Origin of the sequence: Bradyrhizobium sp. 137 (assembly GCF_023074095.1) — a bacterium.
In the GTDB taxonomy this organism is placed as follows: Bacteria; Pseudomonadota; Alphaproteobacteria; order Rhizobiales; family Xanthobacteraceae; genus Bradyrhizobium.
Window position 1 is genome coordinate 1 of sequence record NZ_JADPKU010000011.1, and the last position, 16,622, is coordinate 16,622.

General features: G+C 63.3%; 15 protein-coding genes. 7 read left to right on the forward strand and 8 right to left on the reverse strand.

Annotated elements, in window-relative coordinates; translation table 11 throughout:
• Positions 1–571: 571 nt before the first annotated feature.
• The gene (locus IVA78_RS01950) at positions 572–1,135 is read left to right on the forward strand and encodes an SRPBCC family protein (RefSeq protein ID WP_247419414.1); all 564 of its coding nucleotides are present in this window, start codon (positions 572–574) and stop codon (positions 1,133–1,135) included.
• A 2-nt stretch (positions 1,136–1,137) separates the two neighbouring features.
• On the forward strand, positions 1,138–2,091 hold the full coding sequence (locus IVA78_RS01955; protein WP_247419698.1) for a cytochrome D1 domain-containing protein: 954 nt from the start codon (positions 1,138–1,140) through the stop codon (positions 2,089–2,091).
• A 112-nt stretch (positions 2,092–2,203) separates the two neighbouring features.
• Here IVA78_RS01955 and IVA78_RS01960 read toward each other — a convergent pair whose 3' ends face one another.
• The 5 genes from IVA78_RS01960 to IVA78_RS01980 all read right to left on the reverse strand — a co-directional run bounded on the left by IVA78_RS01960 (position 2,204) and on the right by IVA78_RS01980 (position 8,717).
• On the reverse strand, positions 2,204–2,863 hold the full coding sequence (locus IVA78_RS01960; RefSeq protein ID WP_247419700.1) for an HAD family hydrolase: 660 nt from the start codon (positions 2,861–2,863) through the stop codon (positions 2,204–2,206).
• 145 nt (positions 2,864–3,008) lie between these two features.
• On the reverse strand, positions 3,009–3,614 hold the full coding sequence (locus tag IVA78_RS01965; RefSeq protein WP_247279903.1) for a hypothetical protein: 606 nt from the start codon (positions 3,612–3,614) through the stop codon (positions 3,009–3,011).
• A 158-nt stretch (positions 3,615–3,772) separates the two neighbouring features.
• Positions 3,773–6,748 (reverse strand): excinuclease ABC subunit UvrA, encoded by a 2,976-nt coding sequence (gene uvrA, locus IVA78_RS01970; protein WP_247279902.1) that lies wholly within the window; start codon positions 6,746–6,748, stop codon positions 3,773–3,775.
• Between the two features lie 285 nt (positions 6,749–7,033).
• A complete protein-coding gene (locus tag IVA78_RS01975) occupies positions 7,034–7,702 on the reverse strand; it encodes an outer membrane protein (RefSeq protein WP_247419416.1) in 669 nt (222 codons plus the stop codon).
• Positions 7,703–7,934: 232 nt separating this feature from the next.
• Positions 7,935–8,717: an outer membrane beta-barrel protein gene (locus IVA78_RS01980; RefSeq protein WP_247419418.1), complete on the reverse strand. Its 783-nt coding sequence runs from the start codon at positions 8,715–8,717 to the stop codon at positions 7,935–7,937.
• Between the two features lie 433 nt (positions 8,718–9,150).
• Here IVA78_RS01980 and IVA78_RS01985 point away from each other — a divergent pair, with 433 nt between their 5' ends.
• The 3 genes from IVA78_RS01985 to gyrA all read left to right on the forward strand — a co-directional run bounded on the left by IVA78_RS01985 (position 9,151) and on the right by gyrA (position 12,725).
• Positions 9,151–9,639: a single-stranded DNA-binding protein gene (locus IVA78_RS01985; RefSeq protein ID WP_247419420.1), complete on the forward strand. Its 489-nt coding sequence runs from the start codon at positions 9,151–9,153 to the stop codon at positions 9,637–9,639.
• A gap of 139 nt (positions 9,640–9,778) precedes the next feature.
• The gene (locus IVA78_RS34345) at positions 9,779–9,901 is read left to right on the forward strand and encodes a hypothetical protein (RefSeq protein ID WP_256464602.1); all 123 of its coding nucleotides are present in this window, start codon (positions 9,779–9,781) and stop codon (positions 9,899–9,901) included.
• Positions 9,902–9,995: 94 nt separating this feature from the next.
• A complete protein-coding gene (gene gyrA / locus IVA78_RS01990; RefSeq protein WP_247279898.1) occupies positions 9,996–12,725 on the forward strand; it encodes a DNA gyrase subunit A in 2,730 nt (909 codons plus the stop codon).
• Between the two features lie 129 nt (positions 12,726–12,854).
• Here the strand turns inward: gyrA and IVA78_RS01995 are convergent, their stop codons facing one another.
• The 3 genes from IVA78_RS01995 to IVA78_RS02005 form a co-directional block, all read right to left on the reverse strand.
• Positions 12,855–14,708, reverse strand: a complete 1,854-nt coding sequence (locus IVA78_RS01995) for a KUP/HAK/KT family potassium transporter (protein ID WP_247419702.1) — start codon at positions 14,706–14,708, stop codon at positions 12,855–12,857.
• Positions 14,709–15,014: 306 nt separating this feature from the next.
• The gene (locus IVA78_RS02000) at positions 15,015–15,272 is read right to left on the reverse strand and encodes a hypothetical protein (RefSeq protein WP_247354356.1); all 258 of its coding nucleotides are present in this window, start codon (positions 15,270–15,272) and stop codon (positions 15,015–15,017) included.
• A gap of 45 nt (positions 15,273–15,317) precedes the next feature.
• The gene (locus tag IVA78_RS02005) at positions 15,318–15,521 is read right to left on the reverse strand and encodes a hypothetical protein (protein ID WP_247419423.1); all 204 of its coding nucleotides are present in this window, start codon (positions 15,519–15,521) and stop codon (positions 15,318–15,320) included.
• Here IVA78_RS02005 and coaD point away from each other — a divergent pair.
• Positions 15,520–16,014, forward strand: coding sequence for a pantetheine-phosphate adenylyltransferase (gene coaD / locus IVA78_RS02010; RefSeq protein ID WP_247279895.1), 495 nt, complete (start codon positions 15,520–15,522; stop codon positions 16,012–16,014). The two genes, IVA78_RS02005 and coaD, sit on opposite strands and share 2 nt — an antisense overlap.
• Before the next feature lie 38 nt (positions 16,015–16,052).
• A complete protein-coding gene (locus IVA78_RS02015) occupies positions 16,053–16,616 on the forward strand; it encodes a peptidylprolyl isomerase (protein ID WP_247295203.1) in 564 nt (187 codons plus the stop codon).
• The last annotated feature ends 6 nt before the right edge of the window (positions 16,617–16,622 follow it).

A 16,622-nucleotide genomic window follows, 5' to 3' on the forward strand; every position in this document is an offset into this window, starting at 1 on the left:
GGGGGCGCGCAGCGCCAGCCTTGAGCCCGCTCGATCACCGGTCTACTTCAACACAGTTGCTCCCCGGGGAGCGATGCACTATTGCCCCCGTCGCCTTGCGGATGGCTGATGCCGCGGACCCGGTCGGGCCGCTCACATCACCGCAAGACTTGGCGCACAGACCCCGGGCGCCAGGACCACACGAGTTTGCCGTACGCAGGCTGCACCCGTCGTAGGCGCGCGGCGTTCGCTCACGGAGTGACCCACCCTGCAAACCATCGCGCGCGCGCTGCCCGCGTCCACCACGTCCCATCCCGCGTTCGTGACGATCGCGATCCGCCCCTCGGCCCGGGTTGGGGTGGCCGAAACACATGCGATAATTCCGAATTCTAGTAAAGCGAAATTATTTTGAATGAACGCATTGACCTTGGCCTCGTGTGTTTGCCCGTCAGGCAACGCAAGGGATGGTGTGGATATTCGACACCACGCCCGCCACAACCGCGCCACGAACACGTCTCCCCGCGGTCTAAAAATGCGCTACGATGACCTCAGCGCGCTCCAAGTCGCGCAGATTGATGAATGAGGAAACGACATGAGGATGACGATGGGAACGGCGATCGCCGGGGTGGCGGCGCTGGTGGTGGCGGGGATGGCTCTGACGGTGGCTCTTGAGCCGGTCTGGGCCCATGGGCCGACACGGCAGAAGGTGCGGGAATCCATCGAGATCAGCGCGCCGCCGGCCAAGGTCTGGGCGGCGATCGGCAATTTTCAGGACATGAGCTGGCTCCCGCCCGTCACCAAGACTGAGGGCCAGAAGGGCAACGAGATCGGCGCGACCCGGACGCTGACCCTAACCGGCGGCCCGACGGTCGAGGAGGAGCTCTACAAATACGAGCCCGACATGCTGAGCTATTCGTACCGGATCACCAAGGTCGACGTGAAGGTGCTGCCGGTGACCAATTATTCCTCGACCTTGACGGTGTCGCCTGCGCCGGATGGCAAGGCGAAGCTGGAATGGGCCGGCGCATTCTACCGTGGCTATCCCAACAACGATCCGCCACCGGAGCTGAGCGACGAAGCCGCGGTGAAGGCGGTGAGCGGGCTGTACAGGGCCGGGCTCGAGTCGCTCAAGAAGAAGATCGAGAGCGGTAGCTGATGGTGCGAGCGCTGGTCCTGGCGGCCTTGGCCGCCAGCCTTTGCGGTGCCGGTCTCCCGCGTGCGTCCGCCGACGAGGCGTTCGTCACCAACCAGCTCAGCGACGATCTGATGGTCGTGGACCTCGCCACTGCGCGCAGCGTTGCAACCATTCCGATCGGCGGCAAGCCGGCGGGCGTCGCCGTCAGCGCGGACGGACGCTTTGCCTATGTGACGAGCCCCGACGCCAAGGCGGTGACGGTGGTGGACGCCGCCGCACGGCAGGTTGCGGGTCGGATCGAGGTCGGCGGCGGGCCGCTCGGCATTGCCGTCGCGCCCGATGGCAAGACCGTCTATGTCGCCGACTGGTTTGCCGCCGCGGTGCGGGTGATCGATACGGCCTCGCGCAGCGTCATGGCCAGCATCGCGGTCGGCGCCTCACCATCGGGCCTTGCGGTAACGCCGGACGGCAAGCTGCTGCTCTCGGCAGACCGCGACGACGACAGCGTCTCTGTGGTGGATACGACGACGCGGCAGCGCAAAGCAATGATCAAGGTCGGCACGCGTCCGTTCGGCGTCACCATCGACGCCGCGGGCAAGCGCGCCTACACCGCCAATGTCGGATCCGACGACGTCTCCGTGATCGACATCACCGAAGGCCGCGAGATCGGCCGCGTGCCGGTCGGGATGCGGCCCTACGCGGTGGCGCTGACGCAAGGGCGCGGCTTCGTCACCGACCAGTATGGCGGCACCGTCAGCGTGTTCGATCTGGCGGCTCTGAAGCCAATGAAGCGCATCAATGTCGGCGATTATCCCGAAGGCATTGCCGCGACCGCCGACGGCAAGCGCATCATCGTCGCCTGCTGGGAGAGCAACTCGCTCAACATCATCGATGCCACTGATCTGAAGGTGATCGGCGAGATCAAGACCGGCGACGGCCCGCGCGCGTTCGGGGCGTTTTTGCGCAGGACGGAGTAGGGGATTGCGTAGGGTAGGTTACCCGGACCACGCGCGGGATGTCTCAACGAGTCATAGTGGAAGGCGTAACCAAGCCGCGAGCAACGGAGGATCGGAAGACCACAGCAGTGGGTTACGCTTCGCTAACCACCCTACGAGTCCCGCGGGTCCCGCACAACACACCCACAATCTCGTCCATCTGCTCAAACACGTGGTCCGGCTCCAGGGCCCGCAGCGCCGCCGGGGCCGCATAGCCCCAGCACACCGCACCGCAGGCAATGCCGACGTTGCGTGCCGCCTCGATGTCGCGGACCTCATCGCCGATTGAAATGACCTTACTAGGCTCGACACTCGCGCGCCGGATCACCCGGCGGAATTTTGCAGCCTTGCCGAACAGTGATGCAGAGCAATCGAAATGCGCGAACAGCGCCGCGGCCTCGCCGAGCTTCTCGCGCGCACTGGCTTCGCTGTCAGAGGTCACCAGCGCGAGTTGCACGCCGCTTCCGGCAAGCGCCTGCAGCATCGCCTCGACACCCGCAAACAGCGAAATCTCGCTAGCTGCCTCCGCCTTCAGCCGCCGCGCATGCCGCGCGATCGCCGGCAGCTTCCACAAGGGTACCTCGAGGTGGCTGAGGATCTCGCGGCTCGACGCATGCCGCAGCTCCTCGATGTCCTCATCCTTCACGCGGCGAAAGCCGAAGCGATCGGCGACGTCGTTGATGGTGCGCAGGAACCAGGGAAAGCTGTCGGCGAGCGTGCCGTCGAGATCGAAGATGACGAGGGAGTAGGGCATTGATCTCGCTGAGGTGCTTTGGTTCGCAGAGCCCTTTAGTCTGAACATAACCCTGCGGAAGAGATTTACGTTCATTTCACACAGCGCGCCCGTCACAAAGCGAGGGCCTTGGATCTTTGGATTGGCAAGGTCTCGCTGTAGGACGCTAGCTTCGGGCGGGTGTTGGGAACAATTTGGTGGGCTTGGTGGCGTCCGCCGCAATGGCAGGGCGGCGCAAGCGCTCCCCGGCCCATTCTACGAAGACCGCGCGCGCGGAGGAGTCACCAATGACTCGTGCCGGGATGAAAAACCCCTGTCTCGCATGGTACCAGAATGCGACCATGACTGGGCTGTCTTGAATCGTCGCAATCTCATCCCAAGACATCCGGCTCTCGGTGTTCGGACCTCTGGCGACGATCGAGAAGTCGTCAAAAATAACGTGCCATGTCTTCTGACTGAGACGATCCAACTCAAAGAGTTTCTCGAATATTTGGCGAGAAATCCAGCTCGAGACAAAATACATGTAGAGCTGTCCCACTACTAAGCACAGTATCGCGGCAAACACGGCGGGCGGCGTCAGCCATTCCTGACGTAAGGCGATATAGCTTGCCACGATCATGAAGGCATAAATGGTCAACGCCAAGGTCATTTGGCTACGCCAATCGATGAGGGCCTTCAGGTTGGCTTTCGCAAGTCTTCTGAAGAATCTATCTTCTTCTCTAGAAATTATGAATTCAAAGCTAAAGCTGGATGAGGCGGTTGCGTCGCTCAATCTAACCTCCTGCAGGCGAAGTCAGAAAAATATAGCATCAACCTTCAACTGAACCACAGATTGTTGCCCGAGGCGCCACTTGAGATGCGTCCTAACGAACGCGCGTCCGACTGGTCCGAGTCATTTCCGGGAAATTTGATCACGGCTGCGAGGCGGCGTCACTCCGCCGCCTCGCTCGTCCTCCCGCGCTTCGGCTTGCTTGCCTTCTTCAGCACCGGCTCCAGGAACTTGCCGGTATAGCTCCGCGGTGCCTTGGCGATGTCTTCCGGCGGGCCCCAGGCCACGATCTCGCCGCCGCCGTCCCCGCCTTCGGGGCCGAGATCGATGACCCAGTCGGCGGTCTTGATGACCTCGAGATTGTGCTCGATGACGACGACGGTGTTACCCTGTGCGACCAGCTCGTGCAGCACCTCCAGCAGCTTCTTGACGTCGTGGAAGTGCAGGCCGGTGGTGGGCTCGTCCAGGATGTACAGCGTGCGCCCGGTGGCGCGCTTCGACAGCTCTTTTGCCAGCTTGACGCGCTGGGCTTCGCCGCCGGACAGCGTGGTGGCCTGCTGGCCGACGTGGATGTAGTCGAGTCCGACGCGGTGCAGCGTGTTGAAGGTCTCGCGTACGCGCGGCACCGCCTTGAAGAACTCGGCGGCCTCCTCCACGGTCATGTCGAGCACGTCGGCGATGCTCTTGCCCTTGAACAGCACCTCCAGCGTCTCGCGATTGTAACGCTTGCCCTTGCAGACGTCGCAGGTGACGTAGACGTCGGGCAAAAAGTGCATCTCGATCTTGATGACGCCGTCGCCCTGGCAGGCCTCGCAGCGGCCGCCCTTGACGTTGAAGGAGAAGCGGCCGGGCTCGTAGCCGCGCGCTTTGGCCTCGGGCAGGCCGGCGAACCATTCGCGGATCGGCGTGAAGGCGCCGGTATAGGTCGCGGGATTCGAACGCGGGGTGCGGCCGATCGGCGACTGGTCGATGTCGATGATCTTATCGATGTGCTCGAGGCCCTCGATGCGGTCGTGCGGCGCTGCGCCTTCGCTGGCATTGTTCAGCTTGCGGGCGATGGCACGATAGAGCGTGTCGATCAGCAGCGTCGACTTGCCGCCGCCGGAGACGCCGGTCACGCACGTGAACAGGCCGAGCGGAATCTCGGCAGTGACGTTCTTGAGGTTATTGCCGCGCGCATTGACCACCTTGATGGTGCGGCGATGGTTCGGTGGGCGCCGCTCCGGCACCTCGACTTCGAGCTCGCCGGTCAGGTACTTGCCAGTCAGCGATTTCGGATTGCGCATGATCTCCGCGGGCGTGCCCTCGGCGACGATGTGGCCGCCGTGCATGCCGGCGCCGGGGCCGATGTCGAGCACGTAATCGGCCAGCCGGATCGCGTCCTCGTCATGCTCGACCACGACCACGGTGTTGCCGAGGTCGCGCAGGCGCTTGAGCGTATCGAGCAGACGGGCGTTGTCGCGCTGGTGCAGCCCGATCGAGGGCTCGTCGAGCACGTAGAGCACGCCGGTCAGGCCCGAGCCGATCTGCGAAGCCAGGCGGATGCGCTGGCTCTCGCCGCCGGACAGCGTGCCGGAGGAGCGGGACAAAGTGAGATAGTTGAGGCCGACGTCGAGCAGGAAGGTGAGGCGCTCGCGAATTTCCTTCAGGATGCGCCCGGCGATCTCGTTCTGCTGCGCGTTGAGCGCATCAGGCACGGTCTCGAACCATTCGCCGGCCTTCCTGACCGACAGCTCCGAGATCTCGCCGATATGCTTGCCGCCGATCTTGACGCAGAGCGCCTCGGGCTTGAGCCGAAACCCGTGGCACGCCTCGCAGGGGACGTCATGGAAATATTTCGCCAGCTCCTCGCGCGCCCACTCGCTCTCGGTCTCGCGATAGCGGCGGTTGATGTTGGTGATGACGCCCTCGAACGGTTTTTTGGTGTCGTAGGAGCGCACGCCGTCTTCATAGGAGAACTTGATCTCATCCTCGCCGGAGCCGTAGAGAAGCGCGTTTTGCGTCTTCTTGGGCAGGTCCTTCCACTTGGTGTCGAGCGTGAACTTGTAGTGCTTGCCGAGCGCGTTCAGCGTCTGCACGTAATAGGGCGATGATGACTTGGCCCAGGGCGCGATCGCACCCTTGCGCAGCGTCAGATCCTTCTCGGGGATGACGAGATCCTCGTCGACATGCTGCTCGACGCCGAGCCCGCCGCAGGCGGGGCAGGCGCCGTAGGGATTGTTGAAGGAAAAGAGTCTCGGCTCGACCTCGGGGATGGTGAAGCCGGAGACCGGGCAGGCGAATTTTTCCGAGAACAGGATGCGCTCGGGCCCGCTCTTGTCGTGGATCTTCGCGGTCTTTTTTTTCTCTTCCGCGGGTGCGGCCGCCGGCGCGTCGGCGAATTCGACGACGGCAAGGCCTTCGGCGAGCTTCAGCGCGGTCTCAAAGCTCTCGGCGAGACGCTGGCCGATGTCGGCGCGCACCACGATCCGGTCGACCACGACGTCGATGTCGTGCGGGAATTTCTTGTCGAGCGTCGGCGCCTCCGCCAGCTCGTAGAAGGTGCCGTCGATCTTGACGCGCTGAAAACCCTTCTTGAGCCATTCGGCGAGCTCTTTGCGGTACTCGCCCTTGCGGCCGCGCACGACCGGAGCGAGCAGATAGAGGCGCGTGCCTTCCGGCAACGCCAGCACGCGGTCGACCATCTGCGAGACGGTCTGGCTCTCGATCGGCAGGCCGGTGGCCGGCGAATAGGGCACGCCGACCCGCGCCCAGAGCAGGCGCATGTAGTCGTAGATCTCAGTGACGGTGCCGACCGTGGAGCGCGGATTCTTCGAGGTCGTCTTCTGCTCGATCGAGATCGCCGGCGATAGCCCGTCGATCTGATCGACGTCGGGCTTCTGCATCATCTCGAGGAATTGGCGCGCATAGGCCGACAGCGATTCGACGTAGCGGCGCTGGCCTTCGGCGTAGATGGTGTCGAAGGCGAGTGAGGATTTGCCGGAGCCCGACAGCCCCGTGAACACCACCAGCTTGTCGCGGGGAATCTCGACGTCGATGTTCTTGAGGTTGTGCTCGCGCGCGCCACGGATCGTAATCGCGCGCAGGCTTGAGCCCGCGTTCTGTTGTTGGCGCTTGGCCTTGATCACTTCGTCCATCCCGCTGGTCCTCAAGGAATCCCAAAGACGCGCGATCGCGCCAATGTAAAAGGCGCGCTTCGCCCGGAACCGGGATCGGCGCCGATGGGTATGTCAGCGAACGTAGGAAGAACGCGAGCGGATTTCCAGTGGCACGTGCGAATCGTCAACGGATTGTTGGCGGGCTGGCGGCATCTGGCAGCAGCAGGCGCGAGCGGAACTGCGCGGAACGACCCGTAAACAAAAAGGCCGGCGCGAGGCCGGCCTTTCGTGACGATGTGACGTCGATAGTGATCAGTACTCAGCTCAGTACTTGGCGACCACCGGGCCCCCGAAGTGATAGTTCACGCCGACCTGCACGGTGTGGAAGTTGATCGTGCCGGAGGCCAGCGGAGCGCCAAGGTTAGAGAAGTAGTTCTCGCTGCCGAGGCTGCGATAGAGGTACTCGCCCTTGACCGACCACTGCGGAGCGAAGAAAGCTTCGACGCCCGCACCGACGGTCCAGCCGGAATGCCACTTGCTGTCGGAGACGCTCACGCCGAGGGCGCTGACGGTGATCTTGTTGTCGATCCAGGCGTAGCCGCCGGTGCCGTAGAACAGGACGTTGTTGACGGCCCAGCCGATTCGGCCGCGCACGGTGCCGAGCGCATCGGTCTTGGAGGCGACAGTGATGCCAAGAGCGGTCGCCGAAGCGCTCACGTCAGCCCAGGCGCCATCCGCCTCGATGCCGAACACGACGTTGCCGGTCTGCCAGTTGTAGCCGGCGGTGCCACCGACGAAGCCACCCTGCATCCGCGGGTCGGACGCGTTTTCCCAAGCGCCGCCGCCGACGACGCCGAGGTAGAAGCCGGTCCAGTTGTAGACAGCGGCCGGAGCGATCGGGGCCTTGATATAGGGGCGCGCTGCGAGGTCAGCGGCTGAAGCCGGAGCAGCGAGAGCGAACAAGCAGGCCGAAGCCAACAAAACCTTTTTCATTTTCAACTAATCCCAGTCCCAGTTTCTGTTGTCGCCTTCCATGCCGAAGGCAGCGGACTCAACGGCCCAACTAATGCCGTGCTTACACCACTAAAGCCGCAAGTTGTGTCTCCGAAAAGCCACAACAGCCACAAAACGTCTTGATCACTGACTTATCCGACCGTCTGCTTTGGATAAAACGAAAAAGGCCGGCACGAGGCCGGCCTTTAATCGTTGAACGAAATCAGAGCGATCAGTACCTCGCGACCAGCGGGCCGCCAAAGCGGTAATTCAGCCGGACGAGACCGATGTCGACATCTTGGCCAATTCGGTCGCTCCCGAACACAACGCCCGCCGGCGTGGTAAAGCCGATCGTGCGGTGGCCGAGGAAAATGTGGTCGTATTCGACGCCGACCGACCAGTTTGGTGCGAATCCGAATTCCAGACCGGCACCCACCGTACCACCCCAGCGGGTTTCACGTGCCGATGCCAGCAGCGTGCCAGCGCCCGGAGTGCCTGCGGCGGCATAGACGTCGTACTTGTCCCCGACCACAGCGGCGCCGCCCTTCACATAGAACAGCACATTGTTCCAGGCATAGCCGACCTGGCCAGTGATCAGGCCAAAACTGTCGATGCGAGAGCGGTTACGATCACCGGTGACCAAAGCGGTGCCAGGGAAGAGGGTGCTCACGTTGTCGCCAGAAAAGTCAGCCCAGTTGCCCTGGCCCTCGAAGCCGAACACCCAATTGGTCGACTGCCAGCGATAGCCAATCTGGCCACCGACCGTGCCGCCCGTCGCGTTGTGGCAGCCTTCGCCAACCAGAGTGCCGGTAACAGGCGTCACAAAATCCCAGCACTTGTGGCTCGAACCACCGCCGCCGTTGATACCGATGTAGAAGCCGCTCCAGTCGTAGATCGCGGCAACGGCAGGAGCCGGAGCCTTGGTGTATGGGCGCGCAGCGAGATCTGCCGCGCTTGCGGGAGCCGAGAGGCCCAGCGCCATTGCACCGATTGCACTAAACAGAATCCTATTCATTGCAGTCTCCCCAGTTTCGACCGCTTCTCGAACTCCCCGAAGCGGCTAATTAAGGCGCGACGCCCATATGAACTAATTCCGAGGCAACCCTAGCCTACGAAACCGGCAAAGTCCGTCTCCGAAATGCCACACTCGCGGACCGATTGAGCCAAGCGCAACTTGATGAATGTTAAGCGGTTTCCGCCTTTCGCGGGAACCCAAAAAAGTTCCATCGAGCGGCTGCCTTCATCACCACCATCGATGTCCGCCTCGGATTGTCTCAAAGAACAAATCTGGAACGAAGCCAATGGCGGTGCTATATGTGGGGATAACCCGAGGGGTGATGGGCTGAGCGGCGCCCGCAAGCGTATAGGGTCGCCTCAACGGGCGGCGGAGGAACGCACAGAGCGGACTCGGCCTTTGAAATTCAGTGGCATTGGAGTGGAGAGCGGCGATGGCGGGAAGCGTCAACAAGGTCATTCTGGTTGGAAATCTCGGCAAGGATCCCGAAATCCGCCGCACCCAGGACGGGCGACCGATTGCCAATTTGAGCATCGCCACCTCTGAGACCTGGCGCGACAAGAACACCGGCGAGCGCAAGGAAAAGACCGAATGGCATCGCGTCGTGATCTTCAATGAAGGGCTGTGCAAGGTCGCCGAGCAGTACCTGAAGAAGGGCGCCAAGGTTTACATCGAGGGCGCGCTCCAGACCCGCAAATGGACTGACCAGAGCGGCGTCGAGAAGTACTCGACCGAAGTCGTGCTCCAGGGCTTCAACTCGACCCTGACGATGCTCGACGGTCGCGGCGGAGGCAGTGGCAGCTTCGGCGACGAACCCAGCGGCGACTTCGGCTCGTCCGGTCCCGTAAGCAGCGCGCCTCGCCGTCCCGTTGCCGCTGGCGGTGCCCGCAACAGCGACATGGACGACGATATCCCGTTCTGAGAACACGGATCACGCGGCCGAGGCGCATTGCCCGATCGGGCTCCGCCTGGTGTGTCGTGTCAGCAATTCCTGTTCATCGGCGGGGTGGGCTCGGATTTTCCGGGCCCGCTTCATGTTTGACGTGAGCTTGGATTGCGCCATGGCAAATATTCTGAAAGGGCACTCGCAGCGCGATCTTCAGGCGATGGAGGCCATTTCGGAAGGCCGATTTCGCGCCTCTCGGGAGCAGGGCTCTGAAGGGCTTAAGTTGTTGGAAAAATAGGCGGAAAAATCGCTTGCCCTGACCTTCGCGAGGGTAGTTATCGCGGCCCCGATGCGCTATATGATTCCCAGATAAAACCTCACCGGATTTCCCCTTGGCTGACGACGATAACAAGCCCGGCAACCAGCCGGCGCAACCCTCGGACATTCGCCCCGTCTCCATCCTCGACGAGATGAAGAAGTCCTACCTCGATTACGCCATGAGCGTGATCGTGTCGCGCGCGCTGCCCGACGCGCGCGACGGCCTGAAGCCGGTGCATCGCCGCATCCTGTTCTCGATGAACGAGGAAGGCTATACGCCGGACAAGAAGCACAAGAAGTCGGCCGGTATCGTCGGCGACGTCATGGGCCAATACCATCCGCATGGTGACCAGGCGATCTACGACGCGCTGGTGCGCATGGCGCAGCCTTTTTCGATGCGCGAATTGCTGGTGGACGGGCAGGGCAATTTCGGCTCGGTCGACGGCGATCCGCCAGCGGCGATGCGCTACACCGAGTCGCGCCTAACCAAGATCGCGCTGAAGCTGCTCGACGACATCGACAACGAGACCGTCGACTTTCAGGACAATTACGACGGCTCGAGCAAAGAACCGGTGGTTCTGCCGGCACGGTTCCCTAACCTGCTGGTCAACGGCGCCGGCGGCATCGCCGTCGGCATGGCCACCAACATTCCGCCGCACAATCTCGGCGAGGTCATCGACGCCTGCCTAGCGTTGATCGACAATCCTTCGCTCACCATCGACGAGCTCAACAACATCATCCCGGGCCCGGACTTTCCGACCGGCGGCATCATTCTCGGCCGCCAGGGCATCCGCAGCGCCTACCATCTCGGCCGTGGCTCCATCGTGATGCGTGGCAAGGTCGCCTTCGAGACGATCCGGAAGGAGCGCGAGGCGATCGTCATCACCGAGATCCCGTATCAGGTGAATAAGGCGACGATGGTCGAGCGCATCGCCGAGCTCTACAAGGAAAAGAAGATCGAGGGCATCTCCGACCTGCGCGACGAGTCCGACCGCGATGGCTACCGCGTCGTCGTCGAGCTCAAGCGTGATGCCATGCCCGACGTGGTGCTGAATCAGCTCTACAAGTTCACGCCGCTCCAGACCAGCTTCGGCGTCAACGCCGTCGCGCTCGATTCCGGCCGTCCGCAGACGATGAACCTGAAGGACATGCTGACGATCTTCGTCGGCTTCCGGGAGCAGGTCGTCACGCGCCGGACCAAGTACAAGCTGCGCAAGGCGCGCGAGCGCGCGCATGAGCAGGTCGGCCTCGCCATCGCGGTCGCCAACATCGACGAGATCATCAAGGTGATCCGCACCTCGCCGACGCCAGCGGCTGCGCGCGACACCCTGATGACGCGGGACTGGCCGGCGCGCGACGTCGAGGACATCATTACGCTGATCGACGATCCGCGCCACCGCATCAACGAGGACGGCACCATCCGCCTGTCGCTGGATCAGGCCAAGGCCATTCTGGAATTGCGTCTGGCGCGGCTCACTGCGCTTGGCCGCGACGAGATCGGCGACGAGCTGTCAAAACTTGCCGGCGAGATCGGCGACTATCTCGAGATCCTGCGCTCGCGCGCCCGTATCCTCGACATCATCAGGACCGAGCTTGCCGAGGTGAAGGCCGAGTTCGCCACGCCGCGCCGCACCGTGATCATGGAGCAGGAAGGCGAGGTCGAGGACGAGGACCTGATCCAGCGCGAGGACATGGTCGTCACCGTCTCCCACGCTGGCTACGTCAAGCGCGTGCCGCTGTCGGCCTACCGGGCGCAGCGCCGCGGCGGCAAGGGCCGTGCCGGCATGCAGACCCGCGACGAGGATTTCGTCAGCCGCCTGTTCGTCGCCTCTACGCACACGCCGGTGCTGTTCTTCTCCTCACGCGGCCAGGTCTACAAGGAAAAGGTCTGGCGCCTGCCGATGGCTGCGCCGAACGCGCGCGGCAAGGCGCTGATCAACATCCTGCCATTGGAGCAGGGCGAGCGCATCACCACCATCATGCCGCTGCCCGAGGATGAATCGACCTGGGGCAATCTCGACGTGATGTTCGCCACCACAGGCGGCAACGTGCGGCGCAACAAGCTGTCCGACTTCGTCGATGTCCGCCGCTCCGGCATCATCGCCATGAAGCTCGACGACAACGAGGCGATCGTCGACGTGCAGATCTGCACTGAGCGCGACGACGTGCTGCTGACCGCCGCTGGCGGCCAGTGCATCCGTTTTCCCGTCACCGATGTGCGCGTGTTCACCGGGCGCACCTCGATGGGCGTGCGCGGTATTGCGCTTGGTGAGGGCGACAAGGTGATTTCGCTGGCGATCCTGCGCCATGTCGAGACCACATCGGACGAGCGCTCGGCGTACCTGAAAATGCGCCGTGCGGTCGCCGGCGAAGCCGCGACTGAGGAGACCGCCGCGGACGGAGAGGCCGAGGAGACCTCCGGCAGCTTCCAGCTTGCCCAGGAGCGTTACGCCGAGATGTCGGCGCAGGAGCAGGTCGTGCTCACCGTCTCGGTCAATGGCTATGGCAAGCGCACCTCGTCCTACGAGTACCGCACCACGGGACGCGGCGGCAAAGGCATCGTCGCCATGAGCGTCAACAACCGCAACGGCAACCTCGTGGCCTCATTCCCGGTGGAAGATGCCGACCAGATCATGCTGGTCACCGACAAGGGCCAGCTGATCCGCTGCCCGGTCGAGGGCATCCGCATCGCCGGCCGCTCGACCCAGGGCGTGATCGTGTTCGACACCGCCGAGGACGAGCACGTCGTCTCGGTCGAGCACATCACGGAAGAGGCGGAGAGCAACGGCGCGAATGGGGAGTAACGTGTAGCGCAGATGGAGCAGGAAGTCGGTGCCAAGCGCCGGCCAAAGGCACAATCCGGGACCGCATGTTGCCGAACGTTCGGAATCGCGGATTACGCTTGCACCCCATCCGGACTGCGCATTTGCGCGCTAAATCTCCAGCTCGGTCCCGAACTCCACGACCTGCTTGGTCGGCACGCCGAAGAACGCGGCCGAGCGTTCGGCATTGCGCTGGAGGAAAGCGAACACGCTTTCGCGCCAGACCCACATGCCCGGCACGTCCTCGCGCGGGATGATGGTCTCGCGGCCGACATAGTAGGTGACGTCGGAGAGATCGATGCCGGGCAGCTTGCCCAGGCGCCCGACGAACCCCAATCCTTCATAGATCGTCGGGTTCTGCATGAAGCCGTAATGCAGGATCACGCGGGTGATGCCGGGAATGATCTCGATCACCTCGGCCCGTTCTTGGTCGGGAATGTGCGGGGACTCCTCGATCAGCACGGTGACGAGCAGCACGCGTTCGTGCAGCACGCGGTTGTGCTTGACGAACTGGGTCAGCGCCAGCGGCACGCCGCGCGGCGCGGAGGCCAGGAACACGGCAGTCCCCGGCAGCCTGGCGCGGCATTTGTTGACCGCGGTCTCGATCAGGTCTTCCTCCGGCTGGCGCAGCTTCGCCCGCGCCGCCTCGACCAGCTTCACGCCGGCGCGCCAGGTCAGCATCAGGAAGGCGACGAGGCCGGCGAGCAGCAGGGGAAACCAGCCGCCCTCGAACAGCTTGATCGAATTGGCGGAGAAGAAGATCACGTCGATCACGAAGAAGGTGCCGTTCACGGCCACCACGAGCCAGGGCGAATATCCCCATTGGATCGCCACCAGGGCCGCGAGCAGCGTGGTGATTGCCATCAGCAGCGACACCGCGATGCCGTAGGCGCCGGCGAGCGCGTCCGACGTCCCGAAGCTCAGGACCGCTCCCAACGTTGCGGCGGCCAGCAACCAGTTCACCAGCGGCACGTAGATCTGGCCGATTGCAGCGCTCGTGGTGTGGCGGATAAGCATGCGCGGCAGGAAGCCGAGCTGGATCGACTGCTGGGTCAGCGAGAACACGCCGGAGATGATCGCCTGCGAGGCGATCACGGTCGCAACCGCGGAGAAGGCCACCAGCGGATAGTGCAGGGCGTCGGGGCAGAGCTGGAAAAACGGATTCTCGATCATGGCGGGATCGGTGATCAGGAGCGCGGCCTGACCGAAATAGTTCAGCACCAGCGCGGGCAGGCAGATTGCGAACCAGGCGAGCCGGATCGGGAAGCGGCCGAAATGCCCCATGTCGGCGTACATGGCTTCGCCCCCGGTCACCGCGAGGAAAGCGGCGCCGAGGATTCCGAAGGAGATATGGAAATCCTGGTGGATCAGGAAGTCGAAGGCATAGAGCGGGCTCAGCGCCGCCAGCACCGCGGGCGCCTTGACAATGCCGTAGATGCCAAGCGCGGCAAGCACGACGAACCAGGCCAGCATCACCGGGCCGAAGATGCGGCCGATGAAGCCGGTGCCCTGCTTCTGCATCATGAACAGGCCGATCAGGATCGCGATGGTGACGGGCACGACGACGGGCGCAAGCGAGGGGGCGTCGACCTTGAGGCCTTCGATGGCGCTGAGCACGGAGATCGCGGGGGTGATCGCGCCGTCGCCATAGAGCAGGGCGGCGCCGACGAGGCCGACGACCAGCAGATGCGCCCGCCAGGTGCCAGGCTGGGCATTGCGGGCGTGCAGCAGCGCTAGCAGCGCGACGATCCCGCCTTCGCCGCGATTGTCCGCGCGCAGGATCAACAACGCATATTTGAGCGAAATGATGAGCAGCAGTGCCCAGAGGATCAGTGAGGCAACCCCCAGGACAGCATCGTGGCTTAACGTGCCGCCATGGGCAGCCGCCTTGGCGGCTTCCTTCAGGGCGTAGAGGGGACTGGTGCCGATATCGCCATAGACCACCCCAAGGGCGCCCATGGTCATAGCAAGCGGCAGCGGATCGGGATGATGGCCGGAAGCGACTGCGGGCGTACTGGACAATGGCGACCCCCGATGGGAATCGCGCCCGACGGATCATTCCGGCGGGCGCGAGCATCAGGCAGTCTGCGACGAGACGTCGCAAATATCCATGGGGTTTGTATTGGGTCGGTCTATAGCGGGCTAGCGCATGATCCCGAAAAGTGCCCAGCGGTTTTTCGAAAAGATCATGCTCAAACAACAACCTAACGCGCGATGACGATTCATCCTGATCTCATCGCGCTTTGGCTGACGTGAAACTGACAGGTCCGACTAAGGGGTCCGATCGGCGGTCACGAGGCGTGCCTCACGGACATTGGCCTTGGTGCCGGCGCGGCGCAGGCACGAGGCTTCGAAGTTCGGCCAGGCCTGCTGCGAGCAGTCCTTGCCGATGCTGCGGATGTCGAGCCGGTCGCTCTTGGCCAGCGGCTGCGGCACGCTGGCTTCGACGGTCGGGGCGAAGCCGGGCAGCAGGGTGAGGGCGGCGGCAGCACATGCTGAGATGGCGATCGCCGAAAGAGCCTTGATCATTGACAGTCCCCTGTGATGCGGCCGCTGCGCCTTGTGTGCGGCCCGTCATTCGTTGGCCGGATTGGTAACCATGGCCAGTTTCCAGACGTCTTCGCCGGAGCGGGAAATGGTTTCGTTGATGCGCCCTTTGTTTCGTGGCCGCCCCCAGGACGAAACAATTCGAGGGATTCCGACATGGTTTTGCGGAAAAAACGGCAGGGAACCCGCCCGACTTGCCGCCCCGGGCCGGGCGCGGTAGGAGGAGGCCATGCCGCGCATCGCCTTCTATCCCGGTTCCTTCGACCCCATCACCAACGGCCATCTGGACGTGGTCCGGCACAGCGTGTCGCTGTGCGACAGGCTGGTTGTCGCAATTGGAGTCCACCCCGGCAAGAAGCCGCTGTTCTCGACCGAGGAGCGGCTGAAGATGCTGCACGACGTCTGCGGGCCGGTGGCGGCCCAGGCCGGTTGCGTGCTCGAAGCCGTGACCTTTGACGATCTGTCGGTCACCTCGGCGCGCAAGCACGGCGCGACCATCATGATCCGGGGCCTGCGCGACGGCAGCGACCTCGATTACGAGATGCAGCTTGCCGGCATGAACGAGGCCATGGCGCCGGAGGTGCATACGGTGTTCCTGCCGGCCTCTCCCATGGTTCGCCCGATCACCGCCACTTTGGTGCGCCAGATCGCCGGTATGGGCGGAGACGTTTCGGCCTTCGTCCCGCCGCTCGTAGCAAGCCTGCTCAAGGCAAAATTCGCCTGATAACCGCGCGCTTCTTCCTCATCTGATCCGGAGTTGTCATGATCCGAATTCTCGCAGTTCTTGCCGCGCTCGTGTTCGCGGCGCCGGCGGTGGCGCAGCAATTGCCGGCGAACCTCGACAAGGCCAACGCCATCGTCATTGACAGCACCAAGGGCCGCATCGTCATCAAGCTCAGGACCGACATCGCGCCCCAGCATGCCGAGCGCATCAAGCAGCTCGCACGTGAAGGCTTCTACAACAACGTCCCGTTTCATCGGGTGATGGACGGGTTCATGGCGCAGACCGGCGATGGCCAGAATGGCAACGGGACCGGCGGGTCGAAATATCCGAACCTGAAGCAGGAATTCTCCAAGGTGCATTTTGCGCGCGGCATCGTCGGGATGGCGCGGCGCGGCGACAGCGTCGACAGCGCCAACTCGCAATTCTTCATCATGTTCGCCGACGGTGGCAGTCTTGATAACCAGTACACGGTGATCGGCGAGGTCGTGCAGGGCATGGAGGTCGTCGACAAGCTGAAGAAGGCACCGCCCGGCTCGCCGAGCGGCACCGTCACCGATCCCGACAAGATGGTGAAGGTGCAGGTCGCATCCGACATCAAATAGGAGAGG